Raw genomic sequence first — 19,785 nt, forward strand, 5'->3', positions numbered from 1 at the left:
TTCTGCCGTACGCCGTGCCTACCCGTCGCGTCTGTCGTACGCCGCGCGTGCCCGTCGCGTAGGCCGTACGGAATCCACCTGAGCCCAAGTTCACGAGGACACCAGCCCAGATGCCAGCGAACGAGTCCCCGAAGCAGTTCCCCGAGACGACCCCGACCACCTCCGAGGGGGTGCGGGCCTGGTTGACGTCGGCCGTCGCCGAAGTGGCCGGGCTTGCCCCGTCGGCCGTCGCGCCGGAGCGCCCGATCGCTGAATTCGGTCTGGGATCACGGCAGTTGGTGACGTTGGCCGTCGGCCTGTCCGAGTGGACCGGACGGCCCGTTGAGCCGTCCCTCGTCTTCGACCACCCCACGATCGCGGGGATCGCCGAGGCCGTCTTCGACGAACAGCCCCTGGGCACGGTCGATCCGGCCTCGGCCCTCGTGGCCGTCGGCCCCTCCGCGCGGCGGGACGACGACATCGCGATCATCTCCATGGCCTGCCGGTTCCCCGGCGGCGCCGATGACCCGGAGGCCCTCTGGCGGCTGCTGGCCGCAGGCGAGGACGTCGTCGGCGAGGTGCCCGCGGGCCGTTGGGACACCCAGGGGCTCTACGACCCCGACCCGGAGGCCACCGGCAAGGCGTACACCCTGCGCGGCGGCTTCCTGACCGGCATCGACCGTTTCGACGCGGCCTTCTTCGGGATCTCGCCGCGCGAGGCAGCCACCATGGACCCGCAGCAACGGCTGCTGCTGCAGACCGGCTGGGAGGCGATCGAGCGTGCCGGGATCGTCCCGGAGACGCTGAACGGCAGCCGGACGGGCGTCTACGTCGGCCTGTACGACAGCGGATACCTGGCCTCGGTCCCGCTGGACCGGCTCGACGGGCACGTCGGCACGGGCTCGGCGTCCAGCGTGGCGTCCGGGCGCATCGCCTACACCCTCGGACTCCAGGGGCCGGCCGTCACGGTCGACACGGCCTGCTCCTCCTCTCTCGTGGCCCTGCACCTGGCGGCGCGGGCACTGGCCGGCGGCGAGTGCGACCTCGCGCTGGCCGGTGGCGCGACGCTCCTCGTGACACCGCGCGGGCACGTCGAGTTCAGCCGGCTGCGAGGGCTGTCGCCGTCCGGGCGGTGCAGCCCGTTCTCCAGCGAGGCGGACGGGGTGGTATGGGCCGAGGGCTGCGGTCTGGTGCTCCTCAAGCGGCTCACGGACGCGCGCCGGGACGGCGACCGCGTCCTCGCGGTGGTCAAGGGATCGGCGATCAACCAGGACGGCCGCAGCCAGGGACTGAGCGCGCCGAACGGTCCGGCGCAGGAACGGGTGTTGCGCGCAGCCCTCGCGGACGCGGGGCTCCGGCCGGAGGACCTGGACTACGTGGAGGCGCACGGCACGGGCACGCGGCTCGGCGACCCCATCGAGGGCCGGGCGCTCGCGTCGGTCTTCGGGCCGGGACGTCCGACGGACCGGCCCCTGGGTGTCGGCTCCCTGAAGTCCAACCTCGGTCACACGCAGGCCGCGGCGGGCATCGGCGGCGTCATCAAGACGGTCCTGTCCCTGGGCCACGAACGGCTCCCGGCGTCGCTGCACGCCGAGAACCCGACCGAGCACGTCGACTGGGCGGACGGCGGTCTGCGCGTGCACAGCGGCGACGAGGCGTGGCCGCGGCGCGGCGACCGGGTGCGGCGGGCCGGGGTGAGCGCGTTCGGGATCAGCGGCACCAACGCGCACGTGGTGCTGGAGGAGTCACCGGAGGACCTGACACGACCGGCCGTGACGCCAACACCGGCCGCGGCATCGACACCGGCACCGACATCGGAACGGGAACCGGCACCGACATTGGCACCGGAACCGGAACAGGCCCCGGCACCGGCACCGACTTCGGCTCCCCCTGCGACTGCCGCCCCGCACCCCCATGCCGCCGGCGCGACACCAACATCGGCTCTCACCCCGACGCCCGCCCAGCACCCCCGTACCGGGGAGCCGGCCCTCTTCCCGCTCTCCGCCCGCACCCTCCCGGCCCTCCAGGGACAGGCGGCCCGCCTGCTCGACATGCTCGCCGCACAACCGCGGCCGACACTGCCCGACGTGGCCGCAACGCTGACCCACCACCGCACCCACTTCGAGCACCGCGCCGTCGTCCGGGCGGGAGACCACGACGAACTGCTCACCGCGCTTCGCGGCCTCGTCGAGGGGAAGCCGGACCCGGACCTGGTCGTGGGCCCGCAACAGACCCTCCCACCCGGCAAGTTGGCCTTCGTCTTCCCCGGCCAGGGTGCCCAGTGGTCCGGCATGGCCCGCGAACTCCTCGACCGGTCACCGGTGTTCGCCGACGAACTCGACCGCTGCGACGCCGCGCTGCGCCCCTACACCGTCTGGTCGGTGGCGGCCGTCCTGCGCGGCGACGAGGGCGCCCCTTCCCTGGAACGGGTCGACGTCGTCCAGCCGGTCCTCTTCGCCGTGATGGTCTCCCTGGCCGCGGTGTGGCGGGCCCGTGGCGTACGGCCGGACGCGGTGATCGGGCACAGTCAGGGCGAGGTCGCCGCGGCCTGTGTCGCCGGGGCGCTGAGCCTCAACGACGCCGCCGCGGTGGTCGCCCTGCGCAGCCAGGCCCTGACCGAGGTGTCCGGCACCGGCACCATGGCCGTCGTCGCCCTGCCGCACACCGAGGTCGAGGCGCGCCTGGCCTCTCTCGGCGGCCGGGTGTCCGTCGCCGCCGTGAACAGCGGCCGCTCGACGGTGATCGCCGGTGACGTGGAGCCGCTCGACGCCCTGCTCGCCGACCTCGACCGCGAGCAGGTGTTCGTCCGCCGCCTCGACGTCGACTACGCCTCCCACAGTGCCCGGGTCGAGCCGCTGCGCGCGACGATCCTCGACGAACTCGACGGCGTCACCACCTCCCCGACCTCCGTCGCCTGGTACTCCACGGTCACCGGCGAGCCGGTCACGCAGGAGCTGGAGGCGGACTACTGGTACACGAACCTCCGGGAACCCGTGCGCTTCGCGCCCACCGTGGAACGTATGGCGGCCGACGGCTACCGCCACTTCGTCGAACTCAGCCCTCACCCCTCCCTCGTCACCGCCGTGCGCACGGTCGCCGAGGACGGCGGCCACGAGGACCTGGTCGCCGTCGGATCGCTGCGCCGCGACGAGGACGGGCCCGCCTGTCTGGACCGGGGCGCCGCCGAACTCCACGTCCACGGACGGCGGATCGACTGGCGCCGGCTCGTTCCCGACGCGCCGGTGGCCGACCTGCCCACGTACGCCTGGGATCCGCAGTCCTACTGGATCGAGCCCGAAGCCGCGTCGGGGACCGTGGCCTCCGGCCTCTTCGACCGCGCCGCGCACCCGTTGCTGGGCGTTCAACTGCAGTCGGTGGACGAGACCCGCTGGACCTTCCGCAACGAATGGTCCCCGGCCACCGCCGACTGGCTGCCCGACCACACCGTGTTCGGGCGGACCGTGGTGTCGGGCACGACCGTGCTGGAGCTGTGCCGCGCCGCGCTCGCCGTGGCCCGCCCGGACGCTCCCGGTGAAGTGACCGGTCTGCTCCTGCTCGCGCCCCTCGTGCTGCCGGAGACCGGCACGGTCGAGGTGTCGGTCGAAGTGGTCACCACCGGTTCCGCGCCCGAGGTCACCGTGCACAGCCGCCCGCGCGGCCGGGAGGCCCCGGGATGGACCCTGCACGCCACCGCGTCGGCTGCCGCCCCCGCCCCGGTGACGCCGGAGCGGCCGCCGGTGTGGCCGAAGGCCGCAGAGTCAGCCTGGAGCGCTGGGACGTACGAACGGCTGGCCGCGCTCGGACTCGGCTACGGTCCCTCCTTCCAGGGCGTCCGGTCGGCGGTCACGACCACCGCCGACGGCGAGCTCCTGGCCCGGCTGTCGCTGCCGTCCGTGGCCCGCGACGCGACCGATCCCTACCCTCTCCACCCGGCGCTGCTGGACGCCGCACTGCACGTGGCCGCCGCGCTGGACGCGTCCGACGGCCGGGTGCTGCTGCCGGTCGCGGTGGGCCGCTGCGTCCTGCCGCCCGGCGGCGCGAGCGACCTCACGGCGCTCGTCCGGCGGTCGGGGGGCTCGGGGACGGACCTCACCCTCGACGTGACCCTGTGGGACACCGACGGCCTCCCGGCTGGCCGGCTGGAGGACGTACGGCTGCGAGCCGCAGACCCGGCGGACCTGAACGGCGCCTCGGAGAACGGTCGTCACCTGTACGAGGTGGCGTGGACGGCCGTGACCGAGCAGCCCGCTGCGGCGCAGCCCGCCGCGTGGGCCGTCCATGGCGACCGTTCGGACCCGCAGGTCGCGGCCGTCCTGCGCGGCCTGGCGGCTGCAGGCGTCCAGGTGCGTGAGACGGGCGCTGACATCGTCGTACGCTTCTGGCCGCACCCGGAGTCCGATGCCGAACCGGCAGCCGCGGCAAAGGAGTTGGCCGCTGTGGCGCTGGCCGAGCTGCGCGCTCTGATCGCGCAAGCGGGGGACCGGCAGCCCGCCCGGACCGTCTGGGTGACCCGCGGCGCGGTCGCGACCGGTGACGGGGACACCGTGCCTGCGCTGGCCCAGTCGGTGCTATGGGGCCTCGCTCGCAGCGCGCGGACCGAACACCCGCACCTCGGCCTGACCCTCCTCGACCTCGGCGGCTCCGATCCCGCCGAAGCCGAAGCCGAAGCCGAAGCCGAAGCCGACGCCGAAGCTCATGCCGACGCCCTGGCGACCGCCGAAGCTCATGCCGACGCCCTGGCGACCGCCGTCGCTCATGCCGACGCCCTGGCGACCGCCGTCGCTCATGCCGACGCCCTGGCGACCGCCGTCGCTCATGCCGACGCCCTGGCGACCGCCGTCGCTCTTGCCGACGAGCCCGAACTCGCCTTCCGGGACGGGCCCTTGCTGGTTCCGAGGCTGGTGCGTGCCCGCGCGGCCGCCGCGCTGCGGATTCCGGCCGGTGACTGCTACGAACTGGCCGGTCCCGCGGCCGATCCGACCCTGCGCGCGGCGGTGTCCCCGGCCCTGACCTCGGGCCGGGTGCGGATCCAGGTGCACGCCGTGGCGGTCCCCGGGCCCGGCGGCGAGCGGCCGCGTACCGCGTGCGCCGGTGTGGTCAGCGAGACCGCCGCCGACGTGACGGACCTGAGCCCCGGCCTGCGGGTCGTCGCCCTCGCCGACACCCCGCCCGGCTCCATGGCGGTCGCCCACGCACGGCTGGTCGCGGTGCTCCCGGAGGACATGCCGTTCACCACCGCGGCCGCCCTGCCCCTCACATCGGACGGCGCCGCCGGTCCCGAAGAGGCGGCCCGGACGCTGCGCGAGGCCGTTGCCGGGCCCGCGCGTCCTGCCCGTCCCCAGGTCCTGCCCGTCACCGCCGCCCGTGAGGCGATACGGCGGGGCACGGCGTCGGGCGCTCCTGTCGTCCTCGACCTCGTCGGCCGCGGAGTCCTGGCGCCCACCGACGGCACGGTGCTGATCACCGGCGGGCTCGGTGCCGTCGGCCGGCACATCGCCCGGCTTCTCGCCGAACACGGCGTCCCCCGGCTTCTCCTGACCTCACGTCAGGGCTTGGCGCATCCGCGAGCCGCCGAGGTCGCCGCCGAACTGACCGCGCTCGGAGCCGAGGTCGAGATCGCGGAGTGCGACGTCGCGGACGCGGCCGCCCTGGGCGGCGTACTCGCCCGGGTCGGCGACGCGTTGCCGTTGCGCGGTGTCGTGCACTGCGCCGGAATCCTGGACGACGGGGTGGTCGCCGAGCTGACGCCCGAACGCCTCGCGCGGGTGCTGCGCCCCAAAGTGGACGGCGCCGCCCATCTGCACCGGCTCACCGCCGACATCCCGCTCGACCTGTTCCTGCTGATCTCCTCGGCGGCCGGTGTGCTCGGCGGCCCCGGCCAGGGCAACTACGCGGCGGCCAACGTCTTCCTCGACCAACTGGCCCACCACCGGCGGGCCCTGGGCCTGCCCGCGGTCTCCGTCTCCTTCGGCGCCTGGGCGGGCGAAGGGCTCGCCGCCGAACACGCCGACCTGGACCGGATGGCCCGGCTCGGCCACCGCGCCCTCACCCCCGACCAGGGCCGCGACCTCGTCGAACTCGCCCTGCGCCGGGGGGCGCCGCACCTGATCGCCTGGTCCCTGGACCTGCCCCGTCTGCGCGAGAGCACGGCTACTGCGCACGACGGTACGGCGGCCCTGTGGCGCTCGCTGCTGCCCCCGCCCCGCACCGGTCAGGACGGCGGAGCCTCGCTGGCGGACCGGCTGGCCCGGCTCCCGGAGGCCGACCGCGCCGCACGTGTCCTGGCCCTGGTCCGCGAGGAGGCGTCCCGGGCGCTCGGCCTGCGCTCGGCGGAGTCCGTCCGTCCCGATCAGCCGCTGCGGGAGCTCGGCATGGACTCGGTGACGGCGGTGGAGCTCCGCAACCGCATCGGCACCCGGATCGGCGCCAGGCTCCCCGCCACCCTGCTGTTCGACCACCCCACCGCGGCTCGGCTCTCCGCCCACCTGCTGGCCACCGCCCTCGCCACGGACGGTCGTACCACCTGGCGCGACGCACCCGATCCACGGTCCCCCCGCACCCCGGCGCCGGCGTCGGACGAGCCGCTGGCCCTGGTGGCCATGGCCTGCCGGCTGCCCGGCGGCGTGAGCGATCCCGAGGACCTGTGGCGTCTGGTCGCCGAGGGCCGCGACGCGGTGGGCCCGTTCCCGGCGGACCGCTGGGACGTGGAGTCGCTGTACGACGCCGACCCGGAGGCCCTGGGCGCGTCGTACGCCAAGGAGGGCGGCTTCCTCGACGACCTGGAGTCCTTCGACGCGGGCTTCTTCGGTATCACCGCGATGGAAGCGGCGGCCATGGACCCGCAGCAACGGCTGCTGCTGGAGACGGCCTGGGAGGCACTGGAGCGCGCCGGGATCGTGCCGGCGGAACTGGCGGGCAGCAGCACCGGTGTGTACGTCGGGATGTTCGGCAGCGACTACCTCGCGGGCTCCCGGCTCGACCAGCTCGACGGGTACGTCGGCACGGGATCGGCGCCGAGCGTGGCCTCGGGCCGGATCGCGTACACGCTGGGCCTGAACGGACCGGCGCTGACGGTGGACACCGCGTGCTCGTCGTCCCTGGTGGCGGTGCACCTGGCGGCGCAGGCGCTGCGGTCGGGCGAGTGCGACCTGGCGCTCGCCGGCGGGGTGACGCTGATGGTGACGCCGGGAACCTTCGTCGAGTTCAGCCGTCTGCGGGGGCTGTCCCCGACCGGCCGCTGCCGCTCCTTCTCCGACGACGCCGACGGTGCCGTCTGGGCCGAGGGCGCGGGCATGGTCGTACTGAAGCGGCTCGACGACGCGCGCCGCGACGGAGACGAGGTGCTGGCCGTGCTGCGCGGTACGGCCGTCAACCAGGACGGCCGCAGTCAGGGCCTCTCCGCGCCGAACGGTCCGGCCCAGGAACAGGTGATCCGGCGGGCGTTGGGGCTGTCCGGTCTTGAACCCGCCGACATCGACCACGTCGAGGCGCACGGGACCGGAACCACCCTCGGTGACCCGATCGAGGCGAACGCCCTCGCGGAGGTCTTCGGCACCTCGCGCCCCGAGGGCCGCCCCCTGTATCTCGGCTCGCTCAAGTCCAACATCGGTCACGCGCAGGCGGCTTCGGGCGTGGCCGGTCTGATCAAGGTCGTGCAGTCCCTGCGGCACGGCTGCCTGCCACGCACCCTGCACGCCGGAACGCCCAGTCGCCATGTCGAATGGGACGACAGCGGGTTGCACCTGCTGCGGGAGACGGTCGCCTGGCCGCCTTCGGGCGAACGCGTACGGCGGGCCGGCGTGAGCGCCTTCGGGATCAGCGGAACCAACGCGCACCTGATCGTCGAGGAGGCCGAACCGGCCCAGGCCCTGCCGCAGGGCGAAACCGCCCCGGGCAAACGACTGTTCGCGCTCTCCGGGCGCGGTGAGGCCGCCGTACGGGGGCAGGCCGCACGGCTGGCCCGATACCTGGACCAGGATGTCGCCTTGCCCGACGTGGCCCACACCCTGGCGCGACACCGCAGCCACTTCGAACGGAGAGCGGCGATCGTGGCCGGCGACCGGGACGAACTGCGCTCACGGCTCGACGCGTTGGCGGCCGGACGGATGCCGCTGGCCGCGCCCCGCGCGGAACAATCCGGCAAGGTGGCCTTCGTCTTCGCCGGGCACGGTGGCCAATGGCCCGGTATGGGCGTGGAGTTGGCGGCCGAGTCAGAGGCATTCCGCGAGGAGCTGGCCCGGATCGACGCGGCGGTGAACCGCCGCGTCGGCTGGTCGGTGCGCAACGTCCTGTCGGCACCCGAGGAGTTCGCCCCGTTCGACCGCACCGAGTTCCTTCAGCCGACGCTGTTCGCGGTCAACGCGGCCCTGGCGGTCGCCTGGCGAGCACTCGGCGTTCGCCCGGACGCCGTGATCGGGCACAGCCTCGGCGAGATCGCCGCCGCGTACAGCGCGGGTGCCCTCACCTTGGACGACGCCGTGTCCGTGGTGACCGGGCGCGCCCGAGCGGTCGCCCCGCTGGTCGGACAGGGCGGCATGCTGGCCCTGGAACTGCCGCGCACGGAGACCGAGAAGCTCCTCGCGCCCTACCAGGACCGGCTGTTCGTCGCCGCCGTCAACAGCCCGCACTCCACAGCCGTCTCCGGCGACACCGAGGCGCTGGCCGAACTGCGCGGGCACCTCGAAGCGCGGGACATCCCGGTACGGCGACTGTCGACGCCGTTCGCCTCCCACACCCCCTTGATGGACCCGGTCCGGGCGGATCTGCTCGACCGGCTCTCCGGCATCCGGGGCACGCGCACGACGACCCCGCTGTACTCGACGGTGGCGGCCGAACCGGTGCCCGGCGACCAACTGGACGCCGACCACTGGTACGCGAACCTCGGGCGCCCCGTCCGATTCGCGGACACGATCCGGCGGATGCTGGACGACGGCTACCGCTACTTCGTCGAACTGAGCCCGCACCCCTCGCTCACCGCGGCGGTCGAGGCGGTGGCGGCCGAGGCGGGGATCGACGCGGTCGCCGTCGGCTCGCTGAGCCGTGGACGGGACGGACGGGATGTTCTGCTCGGCCGGCTGGGGGAGTTGTACGAGGCCGGGCACACGCCCGACTGGCCGCTGATGCTCCCCGAGGGCCGCCGCATCGACCTGCCCACGTACGCCTTCACCCGCGAACGCCACTGGCGCGCACCCGCCCAGGCCAACGGGACGACCGGGAGCTCACCGCTCCTCGGCACCCATGTCGAGGCCAGCGACACACCAGGCCGGCACATCTTCCAGAGCGACATCGACCTGCGCGACAGCCGCTTCGCCTACCTCGCCGACCACCGGGTCACCGGCGAGGTCTGGCTGCCCGGCGCCGCCTTCCTCGACCTGGCCCTGGAGGCCGCGTCCACGCTGCGGGACGGCGGCGAGGTACGACTGGCCGACGTGAGGTTCCTGCGGCCGCTGGCTCTGGACGCGCACAAGCCCGCACGGCTGCAACTGGTTCTGCAGCCCGCCGGACCGGACGGCTCACGGGACTTCACCATCGCCTCGGCGGCCACCGGCGAACGGCACGCCGCGTGGGAGCACCATGTCACCGGACGGGTCGTCGACGGCGCTGCCGAACCCTCGCCCGACGTACCCGACGCGGGCGAGGGGCCCGCCGTGCTGCGCGAGCGGTGCGACGAGGAGGCCGACCTGCCCGCCGTCTACGCGGGGCTCACGGCACTCGGCATCGACTACGGCCCCGCCTTCAGGCTCCTGGAGCAGGGCCACCGCACCGATACCGCGGCCGTCGGCCGACTCGCCCGGCAGCACGCCGCCGGCCATCTGTTGCACCCCGCGGTCCTCGACGCCGCCTTCCACACGGCGGCCCTGCCGGCCGACGCACCCGCGGGCCGGCCCTTCGTGCCCGCCGGTGTCGGACGGCTGCGCTTCACCGGCCTGCGCTCCGCGCCCGCGTGGGCGACCTGCCGACTGCGCTCGGTCGAGGGCGACACCGCGCTCCTGGACCTACGGCTCTGGGACGAGAATGAGCAACTGGTCCTGGAGGCATCGGAGTTCGAACTCGCCGCTCTCTCGCCGCTGGACGGCGCGCTCTTCGAGACCCGGTGGCAGCCGCGCCCGGCCGCACAGGAGCGGCCCGTCGACGGCGGCTGGCTCGTCCTGGCCGACGAGACCGGGGTGGCCGAGGCACTCGCGGCGCGGCTGGCCTCCGCGGCCGTGCCCCATGTGATCGTGCGCAGGGGCACGGAGTTCGGCGCCCAGGGCCCCGGACGCTATGTCCTCGATCCGTCCGATCCACGGCAGTTGACCCGTCTGCTCGACGAGGCCTTCGCCGACGGCCCACCGGAGCTCGTGGTGCAGCTGTCCGCCCTCGACGCTCCGGCCGTCGAGGACGCCACCACGGCCGAAGAGGCCGCGCGCTGCTGCTGCCTGAACACCCTGCACCTGGTACAGGCCTTCGCGGACCGTCCCCAGGGCCGCGCTCCGCGCCTGTTCGTGGTGATGCGAGGCAGCCAGGCCGCCGGTGACAGCACCCAGGTGACGCACCCTCAGCAGGCCCTCGCCTGGGGCTTCGGACTCTCGGTGGCCCAGGAGTACCCGGAGCTGTCCACCACGCTGATCGACCTGCCGGCCACCGACGGCGGCGACGACCTGTGGACGCAGCTCCGGCACGCGGACGACGAACGGCTCGTCGCACTGCGGGAATCGGGCCGACTGGTGCCCCGGCTGGCCCGCACCCGCCCGGACGACGGCGGGCACGGCGGGATCACCGCGGACGGCGTCCACCTGGTCACGGGCGGTCTGGGCGGCCTCGGCCGGGTGGCCGCCGAGCGGCTGGTCCGCCAAGGTGCCCGCCGACTGGCCCTGTTGAGCCGGGGCGGGCCCGATACGGCCGCGGAGAGCTGGATCAAGGGGATCGAAGCACGTGGTGTCACCGTGCACCTCGCCCGCGCGGACGTGGCCGACCGCGCCGCGCTCACGGCCGCCCTGGACGCCGTACGACGTGACGCCGGACCGATCGCCGCGGTCGTCCACGCGGCAGGTGTCCTCGACGACGCCACGGTCGCGAACCTGACCGACGAACGCGTCCTGCGCGTGCTCGCCCCCAAGGTCCTGGGCACCGCCCTGCTCACCGAACTCGCCCCGGAGGCCGAAAGGTTCGTCCTCTTCGCGTCGGCGGCCGGTGTCCTCGGCTCGGCCGGCCAGAGTCCCTACGCGGCGGCGAACGCCTTCCTCGACGCCTGGGCCCACCACCTCTCCCGCACCGACCGCCGGGCGCTGAGCCTGGACTGGGGCGCCTGGACGGAGGTCGGCATGGTCGCCGGTTCGAGCACCCGGGCCGCCGAGACCAGCCGTTCGGGGCTGATCGCCTTCACCCCGGCGGAAGGCGGCGACCTGTTCGAGCGGGTGCTCGCCACCTCCCGCCGCCAGCTCGCCCCCCTCGCCCTGGACCGGGAGGCGCTGGAGCTCGACCCGGACGCGGCCCGCACGCGCCCGATCCTGGGCGACCTGATCACCGCCGCCGCGGCTCCGGAGGGCACGGACGACCTCGTCGCCCGGGTGTTCGCGGCGACGACGGACCAGGACCGGGCCACTCGCCTCGAAGCCTACGTACGGGCCAAGGTCGGCCAGGTCTCCGGCGGTGCGGTGGAGCTGTCCGCGACCACGGCCCTGAAGCAACTGGGCCTGGACTCACTTATGTTGGTCCGGTTGCGCAACGCGTTCTCCCGCGACCTCGGTGCGGAACTCCCTGCCGCGGCCGTCTTCTCGGCATCCGACATCCAGGGCCTCGCGCGGGCCCTGGCCGAGGTGCTTCCCGAACGCGCCACCGGGGCACGCGGAGAGGAGCCACAGCCGGACGCCCCGGCCGAGGTGCCCGAGAGCGAGCTGAGGCCCGCGACCCGCGACGTCGTACGGCTGCTGCGCAGCGCCCAGCCGGGCATGCCGGACGCGGCGCACGCCGTCGGCCTGGCCGTCCGGCTCACCGCGCCGACCAGCCGCGAGGCGCTCACCGACATCGTCACCCGGCTCGCCGGACGGCACGCGGCCCTGCGTACGGCGATGGCCCCAGGCGAGGGACGCGGCCGACAACTGCGCGTGGAGCGGCGGTCGACCGAACCCTTGCTGCGCTGGACGGACGTGCCCGCCGACGCCGTACTCGACGCCGACGACCGGTTGTCCCGGCTGCTGGAGCCGCCGTTCGACCTGGCGCGGGTGCCGCTGTGGCGGTTCGAGCTGCTCGACGCCGGTGCGCGGGGCCAGATCCTGGTGTTCGGCGCGCACCACGCGGTGAGCGATCTGCAGTCGCTGCTGCTCGTCGCGGGGGAGATCGACGCCGAACTGTCCGGTACCTCGCTCGGCTCCGCCGTCACCAACCGTGACATCGACCTGTTGATCGAGGCCCAGCGGACCGGCGACGCCCCCGGTGCCGCCACCACCGAGTGGCGCGAGGCCTTCCACGGCAGCGAGCGTCTCGACCTGACGCTCGCCCGGCCGCGCCCCTCGACACGTTCGTACCGGGCCGGGAGCGTGACCGTGGCGATACCCGACGGGCTGATGGAGCGGGTGTCGGCGGCCGCGAGCAGGCTGGCCGTCACGCCGGCCGCCTTCTGCCTCGGCACCCTGACCGTCCTGCTGGCCAGGATGCGGGAGCGGGAGCGCTTCGTGCTCGCCGTGCCCGTCGACACGCGCATCCACGCCGACGCGTACGACGCGGTGGGATTCTTCGGCGTACCGGTGCCGTTCCCGGCGCAAGCGGCGGCGGGGGAGCGGATCGAGGAGGTGCTGCGCCGGACGGACGCCCGCCTGGACCGGATCCTCGCGAAGGGCGCGATGTTCTCGGACGTGCTGTCGACACTTGCCGGCCAGGGGCTGCACCGGGCGAACGCCCCGTTCGTGGAGGTGTACTTCAACTACGTACGCTCCTCGGCGGCCCGCCTCGGCCGGCTGGAGGTGCTCCCGGCCGGGACGGGATATTCCGACCTCGACCTCATGGTCACGATGACCCCGGACGCGGGCCGCGTACGGCTCGACCACAACCTCGACATCCTGGACGCGGTCACCTCCACCGAGCTGGCGGAGGGGTTCCTGCGACTGCTCGCCATGACGGCCGAGGACCCGACGACGGCGGTCCGTACGACGGGGAGCACGCCAACTCCCGCGACGGACACGACGCTTACGTCCCTCGCGATGGGAAGGACAGCGGCTCCGATTGCGCCAGGTGCGACTGCGGCACCGGTGGCGTCGGCAACTCCGTTCGTGTGGGCGCCTGGTGCCCGCCCGCGCCGCTCACTCGCTCTCGCCGCGACCTTCGCGCTCGGCAATCTGCCGCTGCTGTGCGAGGCGGCGCTCGAGGAGGGCACGCGGGAAGGGGAGGGGGAGCGGGAGCGGGACGAGGGGCCGACGGTCGCGGAAGCGCCGTACCACCAAGTCCTCTCCGCCTTGCGCGATCCCTCGGGAGTCTTCACCGATCCGACGACGGCGGTGGGCGTGGTGCTGCTGCGGGCGGCGGACCTGGAACGGTTCGGCCCGCTGGCCGACACGGTGCTCACCGAACTGGGCACCGCCTACCCGGCGGCGCTGCGGGCCCTGTCCGAGCGGACCCGCAGACCACTGATCGTGGGCGTCCTGCCCTCGGCGCGACACGACGACCGCTTCGCGCGATGGGAGAGCGCCGTCCTCGCCGAGCTGGCCGATGCGCCCGGCATCGCGGTGCTGGGCCCGGACGACTGGACGCGCCACCATCCCGTCGCGGAACGCTTCGACGAACGGACCGAACGGCTGGCCCATCTCCCCTTCACCCCGCATTTCCAGGCGGCGGTGGCCCTGCGGCTGGCCCAGGTGGTACGAGCGGTACTGCGCCCCGCGCCGAAGGTGATCGCGGTGGACGGCGACGAGACCCTGTGGGGCGGGGTCGCCGGTGAGATCGGCCCCGAGTCGGTCGATCTGACCGGACCGCGCGCCCTGCTGGCACGCAGCCTGGCGCGATGGCGTGCCGCGGGCACGCTGCTCGCGCTGGTCAGCAACAACGACGAGGACACCGTACGGGCCGTCCTGAACCGTCCGGAAAGCCTGCTCAAGGCGGAGCACTTCAGCGTGATCTCCGCCGGCTGGGGCCCGAAGCCGGCCCGTCTCGCTGAGGCGGCGCGCGTCCTCAACCTGGGTCTTGACAGCTTCCTGTTCCTCGACGACAACCCGGTCGAGATCGCGGGGGTGCGGTCGGCGCTGCCGGAGGTGCTGTCGGTGACCTGCCCTCCGGCGGACGAACTGGAGCAATTCCTCGGCCGGTTGTGGCCGCTCGTCCCAGCGGCGGCGACGGCCGAGGACGGACTGCGGGCAGGGTTCTACGCGCAGGAGCGGGAGCGGGACGCCGTGCGTGAGCAGGCCGGTTTCGAGGAGTTCCTCGCCGGGTTGGAGCTGGAGGTCGACATCCGGGCGCTGTCCGGGACCGATGTCGAGCGGGCGGAACAACTCGTCCGCCGCACCAATCAGTTCACCCTCCGTCCTCGGTCCGCCGACGGCGGCGACCTGGGGCGGTGGCGGGAGCACGGCGAGGTGTGGACGGCCGCGGCGCGGGACCGCTTCGGCGACTACGGCCAGATCGGCCTGCTCGCTCTGCGCGTGGACGGCGATCGACTCGACGTCCTCGCCTGGATGTTGAGCTGCCGCGCGCTCGGCCGAGGCGTCGAGGAACGGCTGTTGCACTGGCTCGCGGACCGGGCCGACCGACTGGGCTGCGTGAAGGTCCGGCTGACGGCGGAGCGCACCGACCGCAACGTACCGGCCCGGCGTCTGCTGGCCGCGCTCGGTGGCGGCGACCAGGACGACGAGCACCTGGAGACCGTGGTCACGCCGGAACACCTGCGGGCCTTCCGCTCGTGGCGGCGGCAGTGAGCGGGCCGGCGGGTCGCCCCGCGGAAGTGGTGCGAAAGGGCAGGGCGGAAAGGACAGTGCACAGGGTGAAGGGCTCTCATGCGTGAAGTGAACGAGGAAGCGACGGCGTACGCCGGACAGCGGGCGACCGGTGAGGCGATCGAGCGGGGTGACGGCGGGCCGAGCGTGGAAGCCCTGCTGGCGAGGATCAGGCAGGCCCCCACAGCCACGCCCGCACCCGCAGCGGCCGGAACCGGAACCGGCACGGAGTCGGTTGTGGGGGTGGGGGCAGACACCTCCGCCCACCGCGCCGGTGAGGACCAGGATGCGGATGCGGGCAATACAGCCGTGGCCTCCGGCGCGGGTGCTGCCGGCGACACCGGTACCGGGGCGGACGGCGGGGCCGCCGCCCTGTCCGTACCCGCCGTACCCGCCGTACCTGGCGTACCCGCCGTACCTGGCGTACCCGCCGTACCTGGCGTACCCGCCGTACCTGGCGTACCCGCCGCCTCTGCCGAACCGGCCGTGCCCGACGCGGACGCGCTGGCCGCTGTCGTCGCCGCGGCGGCCGGTCCCCTCGTGCCCGGAGGGCATCTGTCGCCCGACACCGATTTCTTCGACGCCGGGGGCACCTCCGTAGGCGCCGTGGAACTCGTCGCGGCGCTTGAGGACGAGCTGGGCATGGAGATCGACCTGGACGAGGTGTTCGCCGACGCCCGGCCGCTCAGCCTCGCCCTGCGCTGGCTGGCGACCGCTGGTGCCACATCGGCGCTCTCGGCACCGGGTGTGGCGGCAAGCCCGACAGCCGCACGGACCCTGGACCCGGTCCCGGCGACCGACATGCTCGGCACCACGCAGGACCCGGACACCTTCCCGTTCCCCGCCCCGGCTCCCGCTGCGGGCTTCAGCCCCGCTCTCGCCCCGGGTTCCCGTCCGGCCCCCGCCACCGACGCCCCGTCCATCCCGTCGCCCCGCATCCCGCCAGGGGCGACGGTCACCGCTCGGGCCACCAGTGGTGCCACCCCGCACCCTTCCGCCCGTCCCGAAGACCTCGACCAGATCCTGGCCGACCTCGCTCTCGCCGACCGCCTGCCCTGGAGCGGCTCGCCCGAGCCCGTGCCGCCCCGCCGGATCCTGCTCACCGGCGCCACCGGGTTCCTCGGCAGCCATCTGCTCCTCGATCTGCTCAGGCACAGTGACGCGCACGTCCACTGCCTCGTTCGCGCGGCCGACGAGGAGGCGGCCACGGCCCGCCTCGGCGAGGCACTGAAGAGCTACCGACTGCCCTGGTCGTCGGAGATCCGCCGCCGGGTGACCGTGGTCCCCGGCGACATCAGGCGTCCGCACCTCGGCCTGTCCGACGACGTCTGGAACAAGCTCGCCCACGAAATGGACAGCGTCGTGGGCGTGGCGGCGGCCGTGGACTTCCTGCGCGGCTACCAGTCGTTGCGGCAGAGCAATGTCATCGGCGCGCTGACCCTGGCCGAACTGGCGGCGACCGGCCCGCCCAAGCCGCTGCACCACATCTCCTCGATCGCGGTCTTCAACGAGGTCGGCATCGCCTCCATGGGCGAGGACGACCCGCTCGCCCATGTCGACCGCCTCGTCGCGGGCTACGACCAGACGAAATGGGCAGCCGAGGTCGCCCTGCGGCGGGCCCGCGACCACGGCCTGATCGTCACCGCGATGCGTCCGGGAGGCATCGGAGGCCACACCCGCACCGGTGCCCACAACCCGCAGGATCTCAGCAGCGGCCTCATCTCCGCGTTCGGCCGCTTCCGCACCGTGCCCGCCTTCCGCTGTCTGAACGCGGCCCCGGTGGACTGGGTGAGCCGGGTCGCGGCAGGCGTCATCTGCGAACCCGACGCCTGGGGATTCGACTACAACCTGACCGGCGTACCCAACACCCTCGACGACGTCGTGCAGGACATGGCGTACGGCGGGATGCACGTGCGCGTACAGGACTGGGACGAATGGCGCACCGACGCCCTGGCCCGCCTGGAGGCCGACCCTGTTCCCGAACTCGGCTTCCTCACACGGGTGTTGCGAAGTCCCACCGCCCTGAAACTGTGCGAGGCGACCCTGAAGGGGCCCGCGGCCACCGGCGAACGCACCGCCGCGCTCGTCGAGGCGCTCGGACTGCGCCCCGCGGCCCGTTATGACGCCCAGGCCCAATTGAGGACGTTCGAGCGGCTCGCCCAGGACGGCCTGGCCCGGCTGCCGCACAAGGACGACCAGCCGTACCTGTGGTTCTCCGAGACGACCGAGGGCGCCGTGGGCCCGGTCGGCGCCGTCCCCGACACCCCCTGCTCGATGGCACTCACCCTCTCCATCGCGAGCATGTACCAACTGGTCAAGGAGCGCCGGGTGGACGTCGGCGGCGAGCTGGTGTGCGTCGCGGCCCATCCCGCGCCGCTGCTCGTGGAACGCGGTGACGTCTGGATCCGCCCCGAGGAGGGCATCCCGCAGCGGCACGGGACGCGCCACCAACTCCTGCGCTACCGACTGACATTGCGCGACGCCGACGGGGGCCGCTGGTGGCTGGAGGGCCACAAGTACGCCCGCGCCCGCCGTGACGTATGGCGGCAGACCCGCGCGCTGAGCGTCGAGATCGGCCGCGAGGGTGAACCGGCCGGTCTCGCGGGCGAGTTGGTCGTGCCCGCGGACAGCTACGTACGCGACCAGATCGACGGCATCAAGGTGGACCCGCGACTCACCGGCCAGGAGAAGCGCGCCGCCAAGCTGACCTGGCTCGCCTGGTTCGGCGTGGAGATGGGCCGCGGACTGCTCGGTCCCTTCGCCCGCGCCGCCGCGGACCTCCTCGACCTGCGCCGCACCAAGACCCCCTCGGAGCGCCACCGATGATCCTCAGAACCACCAACTCCCGCACCAGGCCTGCGATCCGCAAGGTCAGGACGGGCACGACCCTACGGCCGCTGCGCCACCGCCTCGACCCGGCACGGGTCGAGGAGATCCCCTTCCACGCCGGGGACGGTGTACGCCTCGGACTCACCCGCATCGACAGCGGCGAGCGGGACCGGCCCGCCGTGCTGCTCCTGCACGGGCACACCGCGTCCGCCGACATGTTCCTGCTGCCCGAGACCCGCAACCTCGTCGACGTCCTGCTCGACGACGGCTACGAGCCCTGGCTGCTCGACTGGCGGGGCAGTTGCCGGCTCCCGTACAACGAGACCGGCCAGCGGTACACCTACGACGACGTCGCTCTCCACGACATCCCCGAAGCGGTCTCCCGCATCCGTGAACGCATCGGCGACCGGCCGTTGTTCGTGGTCGCCCACTGCATCGGCTCGCTCACCCTGTCGCTGAGCATGACGGCGGGGCTGGTGCCCGGGCTTGCGGGAGTCGTCTCCCAGGGCGTGTTCCTGACGCCGAAGCTCGCGGGGCGCACCTCGCTGCGGATGACGGTGGCGGGCGAACTGCTGAAGAACCGGATCGACCACATCCCGGTCGACTTCCGCAAGGTGGGTCTCCGGTCGAAGTACACGCCCCTGTTCGCGCTGGCCTCCCGCGGGGCGGGCTGCCCCGATCCGACCTGCCAGATCCTCCACAACTCGGCCTGGGGCTCCGGTGCCTCGCTGTTCCTGCACGAGAACCTGTCCGAGGCCACCCACGACCGGCTCGCCGAGCTCCTCGGGCCGGCGCCCCTGTGGATCCTGCCGCACCTGCGCCGGATCGAACTGGCCCGCAGTGTCGTCCGCTGGCACGACACCGATCACCGCTACCGGGCGCTGCCGCCCAACGCGCTGGACGCGGCCGCCCGGATCGACGCCCCGGTGCTGCTGCTCGCGGGCAGCGAGAACGGACTGTGGCTGGATTCGCAGAAGCTCTGCCACGAGGTCCTGGCGCACCGCCAGCCCCAACTGGACGTGTCGTACACCGAGATCCCCGCCTACGGCCACCTGGACACGTTCCTGGGCCGGGGCGCCGCCCTCGACGTGTTCGGGCACATCCTCGAATTCCTCGGCGAACGACGGTGACGGCGGCCCCGCGCCCGGATACCGTACCGACCAGTAACCGCACCCGCGAGTAACCGGACCGCACTCCAGGAGGCCCCATGCCGCAGCTCGAAGTCGACGGCGCCGCGCTGACCTACGACGACGAGGGCCCCCGCGACGGTGACGGTGTGCCCCTGGTGTTCATCCACGGCTGGACGGCCAACCGGCACCGCTGGGACCACCAGATGGACCACTTCTCCCAGAAGCGGCGGGTGGTACGGCTGGACCTGCGCGGGCACGGGGAGAGCGGCGGGTCGGGGCGGCGGACCGTGGCGGAGCTGGCCGGTGACGTTCTCGCCGTCCTCGACCACCTGGAGCTCGACCGGTTCGTCCTCGTCGGCCACTCGATGGGCGGGATGATCGCGCAGACCCTGACGCTCGCCCATCCCGAGCGGGTCGAGCGGCTGGTGCTGGTGAACTCGATCAGCAGGATGACCTACAGCCGGGGGAGGGGCCTGCTGATGGCGGTCTCCACCAGGGTGCCGTTCAAGCTGTTCGTGGCCGCCAACATCCAGCGGGCCTTCGCCCCCGGCTACCCGCGCGAGAAGATCCGCGAGTACATCAGCGCCTCGGCGGACACGCCCCGCGAGGTGGTGATGACGTGCTACGGCGCCATGCGGTCCTTCGACGTCCTCGACCGGCTCGGGGAGATCCGCACCCCCACCCTCCTGGTCCACGGCTACCACGACATCCAACTGCCCGTCTCGCAGATGCTGCGGATGGCGAAGGCCTACCCGGACGCCGTGGTGCGGATCGTGGACGCCGGCCACGAACTGCCCGTGGAGAAGCCGGCGGAACTCACCGCCGTGGTCGACAAGTTCGTGACCGACCAGCCGTAGCCGAGCACGTGGTGCGGGCCGGGCGGACACGCGCTGCCGATCGGCCCGCACGACGGCGATCCCGATCCGTGGACCACCTCGGCGTCGTGG

At 73.6% G+C, this 19,785-nt stretch carries 4 protein-coding genes; all 4 read left to right on the top strand.

Going from position 1 to position 19,785, the window contains the following annotated elements:
• The first annotated feature begins 110 nt into the window (after window positions 1-110).
• The 4 genes from ACIQRL_RS31945 to ACIQRL_RS31960 all read left to right on the top strand — a co-directional run bounded on the left by ACIQRL_RS31945 (window position 111) and on the right by ACIQRL_RS31960 (window position 19,695).
• The gene (locus tag ACIQRL_RS31945) at window positions 111-14,861 is read left to right on the top strand and encodes an SDR family NAD(P)-dependent oxidoreductase (protein WP_401338051.1); all 14,751 of its coding nucleotides are present in this window, start codon (window positions 111-113) and stop codon (window positions 14,859-14,861) included.
• Window positions 14,862-14,939: 78 nt separating this feature from the next.
• Entirely contained in the window at window positions 14,940-17,705 is a 2,766-nt protein-coding gene (locus ACIQRL_RS31950; RefSeq protein ID WP_401338053.1) for a thioester reductase domain-containing protein, read from the top strand.
• Window positions 17,702-18,838, top strand: a complete 1,137-nt coding sequence (locus ACIQRL_RS31955; RefSeq protein WP_401338055.1) for an alpha/beta hydrolase — start codon at window positions 17,702-17,704, stop codon at window positions 18,836-18,838. The genes ACIQRL_RS31950 and ACIQRL_RS31955 overlap by 4 nt, the downstream gene beginning before the upstream one ends.
• A gap of 77 nt (window positions 18,839-18,915) precedes the next feature.
• Window positions 18,916-19,695, top strand: coding sequence for an alpha/beta fold hydrolase (locus ACIQRL_RS31960; RefSeq protein ID WP_401338057.1), 780 nt, complete (start codon window positions 18,916-18,918; stop codon window positions 19,693-19,695).
• The last annotated feature ends 90 nt before the right edge of the window (window positions 19,696-19,785 follow it).

The organism is Streptomyces sp. NPDC091209 (assembly GCF_044757755.1).
Classification (GTDB): Bacteria; Actinomycetota; Actinomycetes; order Streptomycetales; family Streptomycetaceae; genus Streptomyces.

Excerpts from the sequence above, each read along its gene's own strand:
- ACIQRL_RS31945 (WP_401338051.1), top strand. The coding sequence starts at position 111 with ATGCCAGCGAACGAGTCCCCGAAGCAGTTCCCCGAGACGACCCCGACC.
- ACIQRL_RS31950 (WP_401338053.1), top strand. The coding sequence starts at position 14,940 with ATGCGTGAAGTGAACGAGGAAGCGACGGCGTACGCCGGACAGCGGGCG.
- ACIQRL_RS31955 (WP_401338055.1), top strand. The coding sequence starts at position 17,702 with ATGATCCTCAGAACCACCAACTCCCGCACCAGGCCTGCGATCCGCAAG.
- ACIQRL_RS31960 (WP_401338057.1), top strand. The coding sequence starts at position 18,916 with ATGCCGCAGCTCGAAGTCGACGGCGCCGCGCTGACCTACGACGACGAG.